This is a genomic window from Moraxella marmotae, assembly GCF_042219885.1.
Classification (GTDB): domain Bacteria; phylum Pseudomonadota; class Gammaproteobacteria; order Pseudomonadales; family Moraxellaceae; genus Moraxella; species Moraxella marmotae.
Window position 1 is genome coordinate 2,177,119 of record NZ_JBHJHR010000002.1, and the last position, 17,366, is coordinate 2,194,484.

At 43.5% G+C, this 17,366-nt stretch carries 14 protein-coding genes and 1 pseudogene; 12 read left to right on the forward strand and 3 right to left on the reverse strand.

All coding sequences use genetic code 11. From position 1 onward, the window contains the following. Positions 1 to 45: 45 nt before the first annotated feature. From ACFBZI_RS10065 to ACFBZI_RS10090, 6 genes and pseudogenes are all read left to right on the forward strand, one after another. Positions 46 to 1,899, forward strand: a complete 1,854-nt coding sequence (locus ACFBZI_RS10065; protein ID WP_375716198.1) for a monovalent cation:proton antiporter-2 (CPA2) family protein — start codon at positions 46 to 48, stop codon at positions 1,897 to 1,899. A gap of 417 nt (positions 1,900 to 2,316) precedes the next feature. Beyond that, a complete protein-coding gene (locus tag ACFBZI_RS10070) occupies positions 2,317 to 3,105 on the forward strand; it encodes an SDR family NAD(P)-dependent oxidoreductase (RefSeq protein WP_375716199.1) in 789 nt (262 codons plus the stop codon). 10 nt (positions 3,106 to 3,115) lie between these two features. Then, the gene (locus tag ACFBZI_RS10075) at positions 3,116 to 3,445 is read left to right on the forward strand and encodes a thioredoxin family protein (protein WP_165008487.1); all 330 of its coding nucleotides are present in this window, start codon (positions 3,116 to 3,118) and stop codon (positions 3,443 to 3,445) included. Between the two features lie 155 nt (positions 3,446 to 3,600). Further along, the gene (locus ACFBZI_RS10080) at positions 3,601 to 4,641 is read left to right on the forward strand and encodes an LLM class flavin-dependent oxidoreductase (RefSeq protein WP_375716200.1); all 1,041 of its coding nucleotides are present in this window, start codon (positions 3,601 to 3,603) and stop codon (positions 4,639 to 4,641) included. A gap of 98 nt (positions 4,642 to 4,739) precedes the next feature. Then, a pseudogene (locus ACFBZI_RS10085) lies at positions 4,740 to 5,751 on the forward strand (IS1595 family transposase). A 151-nt stretch (positions 5,752 to 5,902) separates the two neighbouring features. After that, the gene (locus ACFBZI_RS10090) at positions 5,903 to 8,413 is read left to right on the forward strand and encodes an N-6 DNA methylase (protein ID WP_375716348.1); all 2,511 of its coding nucleotides are present in this window, start codon (positions 5,903 to 5,905) and stop codon (positions 8,411 to 8,413) included. A 238-nt stretch (positions 8,414 to 8,651) separates the two neighbouring features. On the opposite strand, the gene ACFBZI_RS10095 is transcribed toward ACFBZI_RS10090, so the two are convergent. The 3 genes from ACFBZI_RS10095 to ACFBZI_RS10105 all read right to left on the reverse strand — a co-directional run bounded on the left by ACFBZI_RS10095 (position 8,652) and on the right by ACFBZI_RS10105 (position 11,289). Continuing rightward, positions 8,652 to 10,178 (reverse strand): methyltransferase regulatory domain-containing protein, encoded by a 1,527-nt coding sequence (locus tag ACFBZI_RS10095; protein ID WP_375716201.1) that lies wholly within the window; start codon positions 10,176 to 10,178, stop codon positions 8,652 to 8,654. Between the two features lie 246 nt (positions 10,179 to 10,424). Continuing rightward, the gene (locus ACFBZI_RS10100) at positions 10,425 to 10,838 is read right to left on the reverse strand and encodes a helix-turn-helix domain-containing protein (RefSeq protein WP_375716202.1); all 414 of its coding nucleotides are present in this window, start codon (positions 10,836 to 10,838) and stop codon (positions 10,425 to 10,427) included. A 1-nt stretch (position 10,839) separates the two neighbouring features. Further along, positions 10,840 to 11,289, reverse strand: coding sequence for an AraC family transcriptional regulator (locus ACFBZI_RS10105; protein WP_375716203.1), 450 nt, complete (start codon positions 11,287 to 11,289; stop codon positions 10,840 to 10,842). Positions 11,290 to 11,396: 107 nt separating this feature from the next. On the opposite strand from ACFBZI_RS10105, the gene ACFBZI_RS10110 reads away from it, so the two are divergent. From ACFBZI_RS10110 to ACFBZI_RS10135, 6 genes are all read left to right on the forward strand, one after another. Further along, positions 11,397 to 11,828, forward strand: a complete 432-nt coding sequence (locus tag ACFBZI_RS10110; RefSeq protein ID WP_375716204.1) for an organic hydroperoxide resistance protein — start codon at positions 11,397 to 11,399, stop codon at positions 11,826 to 11,828. A gap of 11 nt (positions 11,829 to 11,839) precedes the next feature. Beyond that, the gene (locus ACFBZI_RS10115; protein ID WP_375716205.1) at positions 11,840 to 12,625 is read left to right on the forward strand and encodes an HpcH/HpaI aldolase family protein; all 786 of its coding nucleotides are present in this window, start codon (positions 11,840 to 11,842) and stop codon (positions 12,623 to 12,625) included. Between the two features lie 183 nt (positions 12,626 to 12,808). After that, complete coding sequence (locus ACFBZI_RS10120) at positions 12,809 to 13,423, forward strand: glutathione S-transferase family protein (protein ID WP_165008473.1); 615 nt, start codon at positions 12,809 to 12,811, stop codon at positions 13,421 to 13,423. Between the two features lie 60 nt (positions 13,424 to 13,483). Further along, the gene (locus ACFBZI_RS10125) at positions 13,484 to 14,374 is read left to right on the forward strand and encodes a glutathione S-transferase C-terminal domain-containing protein (protein WP_375716206.1); all 891 of its coding nucleotides are present in this window, start codon (positions 13,484 to 13,486) and stop codon (positions 14,372 to 14,374) included. A gap of 109 nt (positions 14,375 to 14,483) precedes the next feature. Next, positions 14,484 to 15,272 (forward strand): SDR family NAD(P)-dependent oxidoreductase, encoded by a 789-nt coding sequence (locus ACFBZI_RS10130; RefSeq protein ID WP_375716207.1) that lies wholly within the window; start codon positions 14,484 to 14,486, stop codon positions 15,270 to 15,272. A 240-nt stretch (positions 15,273 to 15,512) separates the two neighbouring features. Beyond that, entirely contained in the window at positions 15,513 to 17,318 is a 1,806-nt protein-coding gene (locus ACFBZI_RS10135; RefSeq protein ID WP_375716208.1) for a monovalent cation:proton antiporter-2 (CPA2) family protein, read from the forward strand. Positions 17,319 to 17,366: the final 48 nt, after the last annotated feature.

The following is a 17,366-nucleotide window of genomic DNA, read 5'->3' on the forward strand; positions in this document are numbered from 1 at the left end:
TAAAAACTTTTAATCCAAAAAATTATCAATCTAAAAGGTGAAATTATGGCTGAAGTTGGCATCGCCAGCGAACTGATTAAAGTGGTAACGCTACTGGGGGCGGCGGTCATTGCCGTGCCACTGTTTCGTAAAATTGGGCTTGGCTCGGTCTTGGGTTATCTGGCAGGCGGTCTGATTATTGGGCCGTTTGGTTTGGGGATTTTTACCGATCCAGATACCATCATTCATGTGGCAGAATTGGGCGTGGTGATGTTTTTGTTCATCATCGGACTTGAGATGAACCCTGCCCATCTGTGGGGTCTGCGGCGGCAAATTTTTGGGCTTGGCTCACTGCAAGTACTGGGAGCGACGGTGCTGATGACGGCGGTGCTGATGCTGTTTGGCGTGTCGTGGCAAGTGGCGTTTGTGGGTGCTGCTGGCTTTGTTTTGACTTCGACCGCCATCGTCATGCAGAGCCTTGGCGAAAATAACGCCCTATCCACACCCCGTGGGCAGAGCATGGTGTCGATTTTATTGTTTGAAGATTTGCTCATCGTGCCGCTGCTTGCCTTTGTTACCTTTTTATCACCTGTGGCAGATACGCACGATGCCCCTGCTTGGCAGTCCATCGCCATCGCTTTGGGTTCGTTGGCGGCATTGGTTTTTGTTGGTCATGTATTGATTAATCCTTTGTTCAAAAAACTTGCCAATACAGGCGTGCGTGAGATTATGACCGCTGCCGCCCTGCTGGTGGTGTTAGGTTCGGCATTATTGATGGAGCTTGGCGGTCTATCTATGGCGATGGGGGCGTTTGTCGCTGGGGTTTTGTTGTCCGAATCCAGTTTTCGCCATCAACTCGAAGCGGATATTGAGCCGTTTCGTGGCTTGCTTTTGGGCTTGTTCTTCTTGGGCGTCGGCATGTCGCTGGATTTGTCCATTGTCGCCCAAAATTGGCTATTGATTGGGCTTGGCGTGGTTGCTTTGATGGCCACCAAAGGCATCTGGATTTATATAGTGGCTCGCTTGACCAAGTCCGATCACGCCACCGCCACCCATCGTGCAGTGATGATGGCTCAAGGCGGTGAATTTGCCTTTGTGCTGTTTTCGGCGGCATCAGCCCAGTCGGTGATTGATGCCAATACTCACGCCAATTTGACGGCGGTGGTGGTCTTATCGATGATATTAACGCCGCTGTTTTTGACTTTGCATGATAAATTTGCCAAACACAATCAGACCACTAGCCCAACTCGTGATAGCGACACCATCGATGAAGAAAACCCCATCATCATCTTGGGACATGGCAGATATGGGCAGGTTATTAATGGCATGATGACGGCTTGTGGCTATCATACCACACTGATTGACAGCGATGCCGATCATGTCGATGGTCTATCATCGCTTGGGGTCAAGACTTATTATGGCGATGCCACACGCTTTGATTTGCTTGAGACATCTGGTGTCGCCAAGGCAAAATTGGTGGTCATTGCCATCAATCACCCTGATGAGACGCTCTCCATTGTCAAGCATCTGCACGGCGATTATCCAGATTTGCCGATTGTGGCTCGTGCTTATGACCGTATTCACGCCTATCAGCTGCACAAAGCAGGTGCGACAGCGGTGATTCGTGAAACCTTTGATTCGGCAGTACGCAGTGCCAGAACGGGGCTTGAGATTTTAGGCATGGACAGCGACACCGCCGAACGCATCGCCCATCTTTATCATCATCGAGACCGTGATGGCGTGGCAGCGGCGGCACAGACTTATGACCCAAGCATCGCACGCTACAAAAACACCCACATGATCAGCATGCTCAACGAACACCGTGCCGAAACCAAGGCGATGATTGAGCGGATTTTACAGGGTGAAACGGTAGAATGGCAACCCAAAATTGGCACTTATCTAAAGCGAGATGATGGTTGATTTGTGAGTTGTTGTTTTGGTAAATTTTAATTATTTTTAAATATTAAAACCCCAAATTATTAAGTGTTGAACCACACCCCAAAAGTTAGACACCTAGCCTTTGGGGTGATTTTTATGGCAGAAAGCTCCTTTAAAATAAAAAACACTTAAAATCATTGAGTTTTAACAAATGGGGTTATCCTTCCTGCAAAAAATAACATGCCACAAAAATACTTTTCACACGGCATTATTACAAAAAATCCACAATTTCAGACCGCTTGCACAAAAAGAGCGGACGGTTTTTTGAAAGTTTTTAATAGCAACTTATCAAATTAGGCAATTTTTATGCTATTTTTGGCAAATAATTCTGCCACAAATCCCCTATCATATACTCACACACAAAACGCACATTTGTGCTTAACTGATGAGGTAATGATAATGAACAAATCTTTTGCAAATCGTAAATTATTAGTGGTCGGCGGTACTGCTGGCATGGGTTTTGCCACAGCGGGGTTGATTGCCAAACAAGGCGGTAGCGTGGTGGTTGTGGGCAGTAATCCGCAAAAAGCCGAAGAGGCTCGCCAAAAATTAGCAGCGATTGCCGGCAATGATAAAGCCTTTGCCTATTCGGCGAATTTGACAAATTTTGCTGAAGTGGAAAAACTGATTACGCAAATTACTGATGAGCATAGCGATATTGATTTATTGGTAAACTCGGCTGGTATTTTCTATCCGGTAAACTTTGTTGATCACAGCCGTCAAGATTATGATAATTTCCTTGATTTTAACCGTGCGATTTTCTTTATCACACAAGCGGTGGCAAAAAATCTGATCGCTCGTGGCAAGTCAGGATCAATCGTGAATATCTCTGCGGTGCTTTCTCGCCTGCCGCTGGAAGGCACACCGATGGCGGCTTATTCAATGGCAAAAATCGGTTTGGATACCTTGACCAAACACGCTGCGGCTGAACTTGCCGTCCACAATATCCGTGTCAATTCAGTTGCCCCTGCGATGATGGAAACTCGTTTGCTTTCTCGCATTATGGACGATGAGCAGATCAAAGGGGCAATGGCGGCTTTTGCCAAAATCCACCCGCTCGGTCGCAATGGGCAACCAGAAGAAGTGGCACAAACCATCGCCTTTTTGTTGTCAGAACAGGCAAGCTGGATCACAGGTGCCATCTGGGATGTGGACGGCGGTTTGATGACTAGCCGTAAAGCAGGCTAAGGGGGCATTTATGAGTCAAGTAATTTATACCAATGATGAAGGTTTTGAAAAAGCCGTGCTGAATAGCCAACTGCCTGTTTTGGTGGATTTTTATGCCGACGGTTGTCCGCCGTGCAATGCCATTTCGTCGTCTTTAGATGAGCTGTCCGATGAATATGCCGGCAAACTGAGAGTGGTTAAAGTCAATGTATTTCAATCTGGACACACTGCCGCCAACTACAACATTCGTGCCGTGCCACAACTGATGGCATTTAAAAATGGCAAAATGTTGCTACGCAGCGAAGGTGCCAGACCGAAATCCGAAATTGAAAAATTGATCAAGCACGCCCTTGCTGCTTAAGGTCAATCACGCAAAGCCCAGATTTGAAATAGCCAAATCTGGCTTTGTTTTTATCATTTGGCAATTTAGGCAAAAATCTGCTTATTTTAAGCAAGGTTTTGGATCAGGTTTGTCCTATAATAAACGCCATCAAACATACCGATTTGGAGAACGCTATGAAATTATCCGCTTTAAATCTTGTGCCTATCCGTGAAGGGCAAAACGCTCAAGATGCCATTGCATCGCACATCAAACTTGCTCAACATTTGGAAAAAATCGGCATTGAGCGAATGTGGATCGCCGAGCATCACAATATGCAAAATCTGGCGAGTTCGTCCACCCAGCTGTTGATTATGCACACCCTTGCCAACACGCAAACGCTCAAAGTCGGCTCAGGCGGCGTGATGTTGCCCAACCACAGCCCTTATGTGGTGGCGGAGCAATACGGTACGCTGGCAACCATTTTCCCTGGTCGAGTAGAGCTGGGGCTGGGACGTGCGCCAGGTACTGACGGACTAACCGCCTTTGCCTTGCGAAAAGGTCGCAAGCACGGTGATTTTAGGCAAGAAATTGCCGAACTGCGGAGCTATTTTGATGGCACGGCAGAGGTTAATGCCTATCCAGCCAAAAACGTAGCTGTGCCGTTTTATATTCTTGGCTCAAGCACCGAAAGTGCCTATTTGGCGGCAGAACTCGGTTTGCCTTACGCTTTTGCCTCGCATTTTGCCCCGGCGATGTTGGTTGATGCGGTGAACATTTACCGTCAGCATTTCAAACCCAGCCAATATCTTGCCAAGCCTTATGTGATCGTGGGGGTGAATGCGATTGTCGCCGACAGCGATGAAGAAGCCGAGAGTCTGGCAACCACGCAAAGCCAGTTTTATTTGAATGTGGTTACTAACGCCCAAAATAAACTGCAACCGCCGGCAAAATCCGATGATGCCTTGTGGGACGAGATCATTAGCTCCAACCGTTCCATTCATTTTGGCCCTGTGGATATTAGCGAGCTGAGCCAGCATAACAGTTATCGCCGTTTGGTGGATAAAATGACTGGCTATACGCTCAAAGGCACAAAGGAGAGCGTTAAAGCCCAGCTACACGCCCTGCAAACCAAAGTGGAATTTGACGAAATCATCGCCCAAAGTTTTATCTTTGATGAAGGTAAACAGGCTTATTCTTATACTTTGTTAAAAGAAGTGGTGGAGGAGATGGGCTAAATGTGAAAACGAATGGCTGTGTTTTAACAATCTGTTGATATTTTCACTAAAACTTGATAAAATCCTTTGTAGCTAATTGAACTGCAAAGGATTTTATCATGTCGGGTGTAACAAAAGAATTAGATTATTTTAAAACAACTTTTTGAGAATTTGCCCGACACAGACAAACAGGCTTTTTTGACTTCTGTTAGCCAAAAAGAACAGGTTAAAAAAGTGATTGAACCAAGAAAAATTACGAATTGCCCACATTGCCAATCTACGCACTTTGTCAAAAATGGAAAAGACTGCGGTAATCAACGCTATTAATGTCGCAATTGCAAAAAATCCTTTGTTGAACAAACAGGCACGATTTTATTTGGTACGCAAAAAGATATTGAAGTTTGGGAAAAATACATTCATTGCATGATTGAAAAATATCCACTTCGTAAATGTGCTGAAATTTGTGAAATCAATCTTGCTACTGCTTTTGCATGGCGACACAAAATTTTAGATGCACTTCAAAACATGATGAATGAAGTTGAGTTAGATGGTGTTATCCAAGTTGATGAAACTTATTCAACCATTTCTTACAAGAGTAATCACAAAAATTTTAACCTGCCACGTCCCGCTCACAAACGAGGAACGAGAGCGACTAAACGTGGCATTTCTAAAGAACAGGTTTGCGTTTCTTGTGGTATTAACCTTAATGGCTTATCTATTGCTAGAATTAGTAATCTCGGTAAACCTTCATTGCGAGATTTGCAGAAAGTTTTGAATGGTAAAATTGCCAAAGATTCGGTATTTGTTACCGATTCATTAAGACCATATCAAAAACTATCGCTGGATATGAATTTAAGCCATATTCGTATTCCACGCGGTAAACGTGCAGTCGGTACGTTCAATATTCAAATAATCAACAGCTATCATAGCCGACTGAAAAATATGTTGGTACATCGTTTCAAGGGTGTAGCCACTAAATACTTAAATAATTATTTGGTGTATCACAATTTTGTGAATTTCGCCAAAGACACTTTGACAAATAAAGAAGCGGTTTTGTTAGATTTCATTCGCAAAACCATGTATGCGATTAGGTCGGCAGATATGGCTAAACGTCCTGCTATACCTGTGTAAATTAACTTGACTTTTTAAAATAAGACACAAAAATGAAACAGCCAACAGCCAACAGCCAACAGCCAACAGCCAACAGCCAACATTAGACCTTAAAGAAGGATACATCTTTGATTTCATATCTAACATTCCAGTTAGAGGTAATCCAGAAGAAATAGATGCTGTACAACCTTATTCTCAAATCTTGGTTAGTGATTACAAATATGAAAAAAACCAAATTCAAACACGCCCACAGCATTTTGTAAAAAAATCTCCATCTGATACAAATGGCAGCTTTCCTATTGATATTGCTGTATTCAAAACCGCCCAAAAAAAAGAAAGCGAACTGTATATCATCGTTGAGTGTAAAAAAGCACATGAAAAAGATGGCGTTTCTCAACTAAAAGATTACATGACACTATCTTCTGCTGAGTTTGGCGTATGGTATAACGGTTCTGATACGCCCATCTATTTACAAAAAATTGTTTCAAGCAACGGTATTCAGTTTAAGCAAATTCCTAATATCCCGAAAAATGGCGAAAATGTTGAAGATATTGGGCGATACAAAAGGAAAGATTTGATTGTTCCACATAATTTAAAAGCTGTATTTAATTCTTTGCGAAACCATCTAGCAGGTAATGCAGTAGGTACAACTCGCGATGAAGAATTAGCCAAACAGCTTATTAACATTATTTTTGCCAAAATCTACGATGAAAAATTCACTGCGCCAAACGATATAGTTAATTTTAGAGCAGGTACAAATGAATCAGAAGAATGCGTAGCAGACAGAATTAGCAAACTATTTAAAGCTGTAAAAACAAAATACAAAGAAGTTATTGATGTTACCGATGATATTAATTTGGATAGCCATTCTTTATATTACGTTGTCGGTCAATTACATAATTACAGTCTGATAGATGCAAAAAGAGATGCTATTGCGGACGCTTTTGAAACCTTTATTGGTTACACTTTAAAAGGACCACAAGGGCAATTTTTTACACCTAGAAATGTTGTCAAACTTATGGTTAATATTCTAAATCAGAATACTGATGAAAAAGTAATTGACCCCGCCTGTGGCTCAGGCGGTTTCATTGTTGAATCATTGCGACATATTTGGAACATCTTAGATAAAGAGTCGCAGCGTTTAGAATGGAATCAGTTAGCACTCCAAGAAGAAAAACAAAAAGCAGCTATGAGTTTGATACATGGGATTGAAAAAGATTCACTCTTGGCAAAAGTATCAAAGGCATATATGGCAATTTTGGGCGATGGTAAAGGTGGTATTTTTTGTGAAGATAGTCTAGAACTACCAAATAATTGGAATAATAAAACGCAGCAGAGTATTCATCTAAATAGCTTTGATTGTTTATTAGCTAATCCGCCATTTGGCAAAGATATTAAAATCAAAGGTAAAGATAAATTAGCACAATACAAACTAGCTAAAAAATGGAAAAAAGAAGGCAATGTTTTTGTTGAAACCAATAAAGCTAATACGGAAATGCCACCTCAAATTCTATTTATTGAGCGTTGTTTAGAATTGCTTACTGATGGTGGGCGCATGGGGATTATTATTCCTGAAACATATTTTCATGCACCAAGAGCACAGTATGTAATGGACTTTATGGCTAAACATAATATTTTTTGTTTGCTTGATTTACCACATAATACGTTCAGGCCACACAATAATGCTAAATGTATTGCCATTTTTTTAGAAAAAAATAGACCGCAACAAAAACATATCTTGATGTGTGTTGCAGAAGAAATGGGACATGACCATCAAGGTAAAGAAATTTTTAGATGGGACTTCGATAGCAATCAATCTACAAATGTTCTTTGGGACGATATTGAAACGGTTAACGATGAAATTAGTCAGTTAAAACAAAAAATTGCAGAATGCAAGCAAGTAGAAAATCAAGTGGAAGATTTGGGTAGTTGGGTTTCTAAATTAACGCAAGAATGTTTTAATAATCAAAAATATTCTTTTTTAGTTGAAGCCGACATTGTACACAAAGCAAAAGTGTTTGTTCCAAGGTATTTTTGGCAAGAGAAAACAAAAGAGTTGCAATCTGTTGCAAGTAAAGCCGATATAACTCTTATATCTGTTCAAAACTTAATTGCTGCTAAAGTGTTGAAGTATTTTGACGGACACGGCTCTCCTGAATCTGAAAACAAAGGCAAGGGTGATGTACCCTATATTCGTGTTAAGGATATTGTAAATTGGGAAATATACAAAGACCCCACTTCGCGTATTCCATATAGCACCTACCAATCAATTTTCTCAGAAAGAAAAGCATTATTAGAGTGTGATGTGCTGTATGTAAGACGTGGTAGTTATCGCATTGGTAGTGTCGCTATGGTCTCCCCACTTGATAAAGAAGTTCTTTTAACACGAGAAATCTTGGTTTTACGAGTATTGCCTGATAATGAATACGGTATTACACCTTATTATCTTTTATACCTTTTTAGTCACTGGATAACACAAGAGCAAGCAAAAAATAAAATTTTGATTGAAACTACGCTGCCTAATATTGCAGACCGTTGGAAAGAACTATTATTACCTATTCACAATGACAAACAGAAAATTAAAGAAATTTCTGACAAAATAAAAGCTGCAATGGATAATAAATGGCTAGCAGTTAGCCAAATTCAAGAAATTGCGAAAGAATTGGGTAACTTAACAACCTGATAGCCATATCTTAAGCCGCCGAATTTCTGTGAATAAGAAATTCGGCGGCTTTAATGTGCTTATTCGTATCAACGGGTTATTAAAACACAGCCAAACGAATTAAAAGCGTAGCGTTTTGTAAATGCCGTCTGAAAACCTAAAGATCTCATTTTCAGACGGCGTTTTTATTTACAAACTTCCAACCAAAACAAAAGAGCGAAATCCCATTCGCCCTTTGATATGTTAATGATAACAACAACTACACAATCTCTAATGCTTGCAAGGTTTTAAAACTATCATTTAAGAAATTGTCGGTCAATTCTGCTAAGTGGGCAAGATTGTCTTCTGCGGTTAATAATTCTTCGCCGTTTTTAATCATTCGCTGCCCTGCATTATCCAGAATTTGCCACGCAAATTTCGCCCATTTATCTTTCTTGTGACCTTGTTTGTGAGCAAGCAAGAACAGGGCATCAATCCGTGTCAGCATAAACGCCGAACCCGCCAATGGGCTAATCAAATGAATTGAACCGCTACTAGAAGATTTAGCACTTTCCAACATCTGCAAATTAAACTTGTGGCAATACGCCGCTTTGGCTTGCACCACTTGTTCATCTTGCACCAAAATTAAATCGTCCTTAGCATTAAGGATAGACAAGGCAACAATCAAATCTCGTTGGCTAACCTTATTGTCCAACTGCTTATAAAGCTCGCCCACATTATGGGTTTTGTTATCCGCCAATAAGGTTAAAACCGGCGTGAAAACTTCTTTGTTTAACTCGACACTACGGCGGCGGCTTGCCTTATATTCAAACTGATTGACATCGTGAATGTAGCGAACATTGAGCTTAGACCATTCATCAAACACCGCTTCACGGCTTAATGGCAAGCCGCCTTTGACCCAAAGATCACGGCGGAATTGGACGTTTAGCAGATAATCTTTGGCAGTTTGGGCAAAAGACGGATTGTCAATTTGTGCCATAAATTGCTGCTGTTCATCATCAAATAAACAAGACTGAAAATCATCTAGAAAATCGCTGGACGCCGCATAAGTTAATTTTGCATCGGCAAGCCATTTTTCAACTTCGGCAAAATACATCGGCTGCCAATGACTATTTAAATATTCGTGTGCCAAATAAACCGGATTTTTATCTTTTAAAGAAATTATTTTATCTTTCATATTTGGCGTTTCTTCCTGCAATCGATAACTTAAGGAAAGCAGTTCTTCGCTTTTATCCAGTAGCGAAGACAAATTCGCCGGCGATGTATTGGCAAAGGTGATTTTATTATATTCACTCAATAAATGGCGGATTGGGCTATTTGCCGCCCAGCCCGGCAAAGTGTTATAGCTGATATAAACCACACCGCCGACTTTTAATTTACGGCGTAAAAAATCCACAATAATGTGGCGGTTTTCATCAGAAATCCATGACCAAATGCCGTGAAAGGCAATAAAATCAAAATCAGGCAAATCATCACGCTGACAAAACTCGGCAAAACTCTGATCGCAGGCAAAAGAGCTGTCCATACCTGATTGTTCTAAAAGATTTTTCGCATTGTGTGCGTGAGTAGGATTGAAATCGGTGCCGTGCCATTGTGCATCGGTGGCAATGCTATGCACGGCAAAGGAAACGCCCTGCCCAAATCCCAGTTCACAAGCGGTAACGATTTTGGGCGGTTTGATGCCGGCGGTAAGAAAAGGAATAATCACCGATTGTGGATTTAAACCTGAAAAATAGCCATGCGTATAACCAATAGAATTGATATAACCGTCGGACCAATTAGACATAAAAACTCTCTATAAATAAAATTTAAACTTAAAAAACAGCCGGCTATTTTATATTTTTTGTCAAAAATTTTCTATACCACTTTTGTATCTCAAGCCAGTGCATTACATTATTTTACGCTTTGTTTCAGTTGATTTTTTTGCCATATTATGGATAAAAATATTATCAATATTTTAACATGGCTTGATGGTCTGTTTATCTAAAAATTCAGACGGCATTTTTGCAAATGTTTTGTCAAAACCGACCGCTTACACCGCTACATCTTCTTTTGGCGAATGCCCAAAATAACGGCTATATTCTCGGCTAAACTGGCTGGGACTTTCATAACCGACAGCAAAGGCGACGGTGGCGATGCTTTCAGGCTTGGCTTGCAGTTGTTTGCGAGCTTCAGTGAGACGCAAGGATTTTTGGTATTGCAGCGGTGATAAATGGGTGATTTTTTTGAAATGATGATGAAACCCTGACACCGACATTCCGCATTGGCTCGCCAGATTTTCTACGCTTAACGGCTCAGCAAAATGGGCTTGGATCCATTGGGTGGCTTGGGCGATGCGTTGGGTGTGGCTGCCGAAACTCAGCAACGCTCGCAATTTTTCGCCAGCTTGCCCTTGCAATAAACGATAATAAATTTCCTGCTGATATAAAGGTGTAAGAAAATCCAAATCATTTGGGGGTTTTAAGCAAATTGAGCAAGCGTTCAAAGGCGTCGCTTAGGCTCTGTTCCAAATGCCATTGATGAAAAGCGTGATCGTCTGTGGCGGTGGGATAATGGCTCGGCAAACGAAGCAGCAGGCGAGAAACTTCTTCCAAATCCAATTTCATTGATACGGATAAATAAGGCGTTTGCGTGCTTGCGTGTGAAACTTGCATGGTAACAGGCATATTCACTGGGCAGAACATAAAATGCGGCTGTGAAAACATAGTACATTCATCACCTAAGCAAATTTGTCGTTCCCCTTGTAACACAATACAAATACTCGGCTCTTGGATAAAACTTTCAAAGCATTGTGGTTTGTCGCATTGATGGACAAACAGTCCGTTGATCGGCGTTTGCCACACTTGATTTTTTGGGGCGAGTTGTAATAAGGTTTGGATAGTTTGTTCAGATAGCATAAAATTATAGATAATTAGGCAAAAAGTTTGTAGGAATAATATAGGCTATTGGGCAACATTTCAATATAATAACCATACTTTTTATCAACAACCAAAGAGAGCAAACTATGAAAATTTTTTACAAAACCAGCGCAACAGCAACTGGCGGTCGTGATGGACATACTCAAGTGGACGACGGCTCAATCGGCTTTGACTTGGTCGGCTTTCAAAACGACAGCGGCAAAGTCGGCACTAACCCAGAACAGCTTTTCGCAATGGGCTATGCGGCGTGCTTTGACAGTGTAATGAATCACGTTGCCCCAACTTTGGGCTTAAAACCGAGCAAATCTTCCACCACTGTTGGCGTGGGCATCGGACAAAAAGCAGACGGTGCGTTTGGCTTGGATTTGGACATCACCATCACCGTGGAAGGCTTAAGCGAAGAAGAAGCCAAAACCTTAATCACTCGCGCCCACGAAGTTTGCCCATATTCCAACGCAACGCGTGGCAACGTGGATGTACGTTTACACGTGAAAGTTGTGAATTCCTTTGATTTATAAGGAGCAATGCGATGGCAATCATCAAAGATTATTTACACAACAGTTTTAAGCACAACGTTGAAGCAGGCAAAATGCAGTTTGGTGTGGGCTTAGAAACCACATCGGCGGATGTGGCGGAAGCCTTGGCGACCACGGATTTTGACTGGTTGTTTATTGATGGCGAACACGGCTCACATACGGTGCAAACCATTTTGGATGCCGCTCGTGCCATCGCGCCTTATGACATGATCCCTGTGGTGCGTGTTGCCGAAGCGGGCACTGGCATTTTCAAGCAGTTAATGGATGCTGGCATTCAAAACATTATTGTGCCGAAAGTGGAAAGTGGCGAAGAAGCCGAGCAAATTATGTATTGGGCGAGCTATCCGTCGCGTGGTAGTCGTGGTATGGGAGCTGGTGCGGTGCGTGCTTCACGCTTTGGGCGTTATCCTGATTATCAGCAACGCATTGAAAATGAATCCATGATTATGTTGCAAATTGAAAGCAAAAAAGGCATGGAAAATCTGGATGCGATTGTCAAAACACCAGACGTGGGCGCGATTTTTCTCGGTCCAGTGGATTTAGCCGTAGATATGGGACACGGTTTAAACATTTTTCACCCTGATGTGGTAGAAAAAATGGAATATGCGATTAAACGCATTCAAGAACTCGGCGTCCCTGTCGGCACTATCGCGGTTACGCCAGAGCAAGCCAAACATTATGCCGATATGGGCGTTAGTTTCCTTGCTGTCGGTGCTGATACCGCCTTTTTAACCGCAATGGCGGATAATACTTTGGCAAGCTATAAAGCGGTTTTATAAAACAGTTTTATAAAATAATGCCGTCTGAAAACCCAATTTTCAGACGGCATTATCATTTGCAAATCCCCTTCCCATCCCAAACCCATTTATCAAATTAGGCAATAATCTACGTATTTTAGGCAAAAATTGACTGCTTGTTTTGCCTATAATATCGCCATTAACCCAAACCAAAAGGACAAAACTATGATTACGATTTACTCTCTAAAACAATCTCGCTCACAGCGTATCGTGTGGCTGCTTGAAGAGTTGGGCGTGCCGTATGAAGTGAAAAACTTTGAGCGTGAGCCGATTACTCGTGCTGCACCAGCGATTTTTAAAACCTTGCACCCATTGGGCAAGTCGCCGATTTTGACCGATGGCGATTTGGTGCTGGCGGAAAGCGGTGCGATCGTGGAATACCTGATCAAACGCTACGGCAACGGCAGATTTTTGCCTGCCGAGAATTATGCCGATTACGCCCAGTATAAACAGTGGATACACTACGCCGAAGGCTCAATTATGCCGAATTTTACGCTCAAACTGGTCGCAGGCGACAGCAACAAAGCCGACTATATCAACGGTCAGGTTGCCTTGCACCTTGATTATATTGAGCAATATCTTGCCGATAAAAAATGGTTCTGCGGCGAGCAGCTCACAGGGGCTGATATTATGATGAGTTTTCCGCTACAAGTGGCGATTTTTATGTTGCCAGAGCAAGCCTATCCGAACATCGCTCGTTTTGTCAGCCAAGTGGAACAAAGCGACACTTATCAACGAGCAGAAAGCCGAGTCGGTGCATTAGAGTTGCATAAATTATAACCGTTTCACCGTGATACGGCATTGCTGAAGTTGGCGATGCCGTCCATATAAGGAGAAAAAATGGGTGTTTTGAATAAAGGTCAATGGCAAGGCGACGATGTGCAGTTGGAGCAGGTTGATCAAATCGCACAGCCGTTAATCGCCGAAAAAGACCGCTATCATTTTTATTTTGCCTACGGTTGTCCTTTTGCACACCGTGCGAATTTGGTTCGCCATTATTTGGGGCTGACCGATGTGATTTTGGCGTCCAGCACCGCCCCAATAATGACCGCAGACGGCTTGGCGTTTAACACGGATTTTTACGATACCGCCAACCATTTGCCCTTTTTGCGTGATGTTTATTTAAAAGGCAAAGCCAATTTTTCAGGGCGAGCCAGCGTGCCGTTATTGTGGGATAAGCAAACCCAAAGCATTGCCAGCCATAATTCAGGGGAAATGGCGTGGGAGATTGCCGAGAAATTTGCCAAATTGGGCAATAATCCAGCGGATTTAATTCCGTCTCATTTACGCAATGAGATTGCCAAATTAAACGACTGGCTGGATGTGAAAATTAACCGCAAAGTCTATCAAGTGGGCTATGCCGACACGCCAGAAAAATACCAAAAACAGTTGCAAGAATTGTTCCAAAGCCTAAGCAAGCTGGATCAACGCCTAGCCGAACAACGCTATTTATTTGGCGAGCAGATTACGCTGTCGGATTTTTGGCTGTTCCCAACCTTGATCCGCTTTGAAGCGGTATATGCTGATTTGTTCCGCACAAACTTAAAACCGCTTGCCGAGTTTCAACATCTGTATCGCTATATGTTGGCGTTATACGCCGACCCACGCATTCGTGCAACAGTAGATATAGATTTTACAATGCAATTTTATTATGTGAACAGTGGCGGACTAAGCCCTGACAATGTGCCAAAACCTGTATTGCCTTGGCTAAATACAAACTTATCAAATTAGGCAAGAATTTGCGTGTTTTAGGCAAACAACGGCGAACAATGCTCACTATAATAAGCACACTTAACGCACTTAAGCGTATTGATTAACCATAGCAAACAGAAGGTAAAAAATGAAAGCATTTGAACAACATAAATTACTCGTGGTCGGTGGCTCAAGCGGTATCGGTTTTGAGACTGCCAAAATGGTTGCCGAACAAGGTGGCTCGGTGGTGATTGTCGGCAGCAACCCTGCCAAAGCCGAAACCGCTCGTCAAGACTTGGCAAAAATCGCAGGCGATGACAAAGCCTTTGCTCTAACCGCCGATTTGACCGATTTTGCCAGCGTGGAAAATTTGATCGCCGAGTTAAACCAAAACCACAGCGATATTGATTTGCTGGTCAATTCCGCTGGCGTGTATTTTCCGATCACCTTTTTGGAACACAGCCGTGCCGATTACGATAAATTCTTGGACTTAAACCGTGCAACCTTTTTCATCACTCAAGCGGTGGCGAAAAACTTGGTGGCGAAAAAGCGTGGCGGATCTTTTGTCAATGTAACCGCCGTGCCAGCTCGCCTGCCGATTGATACCGTGCCAGCGTCCGCCTACTCAATGGCGAAAATCGGCTTGGATACTTTGACTAAACACGCTGCCGCCGAACTTGCCGCCCATAATATCCGTGTCAATTCGGTCGCCCCTGCGATGATTGAAACCAAAATTTTTGAAAAATTCGCCAGTGCCGAACAGGTGAACGACACTTTAGAGAGTTTCAAAAATTTCCATCCGCTCGGTCGCAACGGCACGCCACAAGATGTCGCCGAAACCATTGTGTTCTTGTTATCGGACAAAACATCGTGGGTAACAGGGGCAATCTGGGACGTGGACGGCGGTGTAATGGCACAGCGTAAACAAGGGAATTAAGTTCATCGCATAAAATAACGCCGTTTGAAAGTCAGTTTTCAGACGGCGTTTTTGTAGAAGTTTGCAGAAAATTGGCGATTTTTGACCGCTTGCACAAAAAGAGCGGACGGTTTTTTGAAAGTTTTTTAAGCCACAAAACAAGCAAGTTCGTCATTGAAATCCTTTCATAATTTAGGCAAAATGAGCCGTTTTAATCAATCATTTTAGGCAATTTTTGCCTTTATTTTATCGGAGAAAATTATGGCTGCAGAAGGTGCAAGTCAATTAGTCAGCGTGGTAACGCTGTTGGGGGCGGCGGTGGTTGCCGTGCCGATTTTTAAACGCTTAGGCTTGGGGGCTGTGCTGGGCTATTTTGCCGCAGGGCTTGCCATTGGGCCTTTTGGTTTGGGACTGTTTAACGATGCCGAAGCCATTATCCATTTGGCGGAGCTTGGCGTGGTGATGTTCCTGTTTTTGGTTGGACTGGAAATGCAGCCGAAACACTTATGGGGCTTGCGTAAATACATTTTCGGTATGGGCAGTATGCAGATTCTCACCGCCATTGCCGGTTTGACGGCGGTGTCTATGTTGTACGGCTTTTCGTTGCAATTTTCCTTTATCGCTGCGTCAGGCTTTGTGCTGACATCCACGGCGATTGTGATGCAGACCTTGGCGGAACGTGGCGAGATGACCAGCGAGCGGGGACGGCGGATTATTGCGGTGCTGTTGTTTGAAGATTTGCTGATTGTACCGTTGCTGGCGTTGGTGGCGTTTTTAGCCCCTGAAACTGGGCGAGCAAGCGATACCCCGATGTGGCAACATATCGGCACGGCTTTAGGTGCGGTGGCAGCATTGGTGGCAGCTGGCGTTTGGTTGCTCAATCCGCTGTTTCGCATTATCGCCAACACCAAAATCCGTGAGCTGATGACCGCTGTCGCCCTGTTTGTGGTGCTGGGGTCGGCATTGTTAATGGAAGCCAGCGGTTTGTCTATGGCGATGGGGGCGTTTTTGGCTGGCGTGTTGCTGTCTAATTCCAGTTTCCGCCATCAGTTGGAAGTGGATATTGATCCGTTTAAGGGCTTGTTATTGGGCTTGTTTTTCCTTGGCGTGGGTATGAGCCTAAACCTTGCCCACGTTATCAGCAACTGGGTGGTGATTGTGTCCGCCGTGTTTGCGATGATGTTAGTGAAAGGCTTGGTGATTTTCGCCGTGGCTCGTCTGACAGGCTCAAACAATGCCGATGCCCTTGATCGTGCCGTGGTGATGGCTCAAGGGGGCGAGTTCGCCTTTGTGCTGTTCGCCGCTGCCACCGCACAAGGCGTAATCAGTCAAGAAGTCCACGCCAATATGACGGCGATTGTGGTGCTGTCTATGGCATTAACACCGCTGTTTATGATTATCCACAACAAATTTATCGCCCCACGCTTTGCCAACACCAGCGAGCGTGCCGCCGATACCATTGACGAACAAAATGCGATTTTGCTGATTGGCATTGGGCGTTTCGGACAGATTGTCAGCAAACTGCTACGAGCGGCAGGCTTTAACGCCACGATTATTGACAAAAATCCGACCTTGGTGGACGGACTGAAAAAAATCGGACTAAAAAGCTATTATGGCGACGCTTCCCACCCTGATTTGCTCAAAACCGCAGGCGTGCAAAATGCCAAACTGGTGATTATCGCCATTGACGACGTGGCAAAAGCCACCAAAATCGCCCATCACGTCAGAATGGTCAATCCGCACACCAAAATCATCGCCAGAGCCCACGACCGCCACCACGTCTTTGAATTGGCTCAAGCTGGGACGGACGTGCAAGTGCGAGAAACCTTTGATTCCGCCCTACGCACTGGCAAACAAGCCTTGCAGGCACTGGGCATAGAGCGAGATAAAGTCCACGAAATCGGCGATATGTTCTTCGGCATTGACCGCCACAACGTCAAACTGATGGCAGATGTGTACGACCCAAACATCGCCGCCTACCAAAATGACGCAATGAACAAACTCGCCATAGAGCAAGACGAACAAATCGCCCTTGCCGTCCAGCAGATTTTGGCAGAAGAGAAGTAGAAGTAGGTTAAATGGGTAATGCCGTTTGGAAGTGGTTTTCAGACGGCA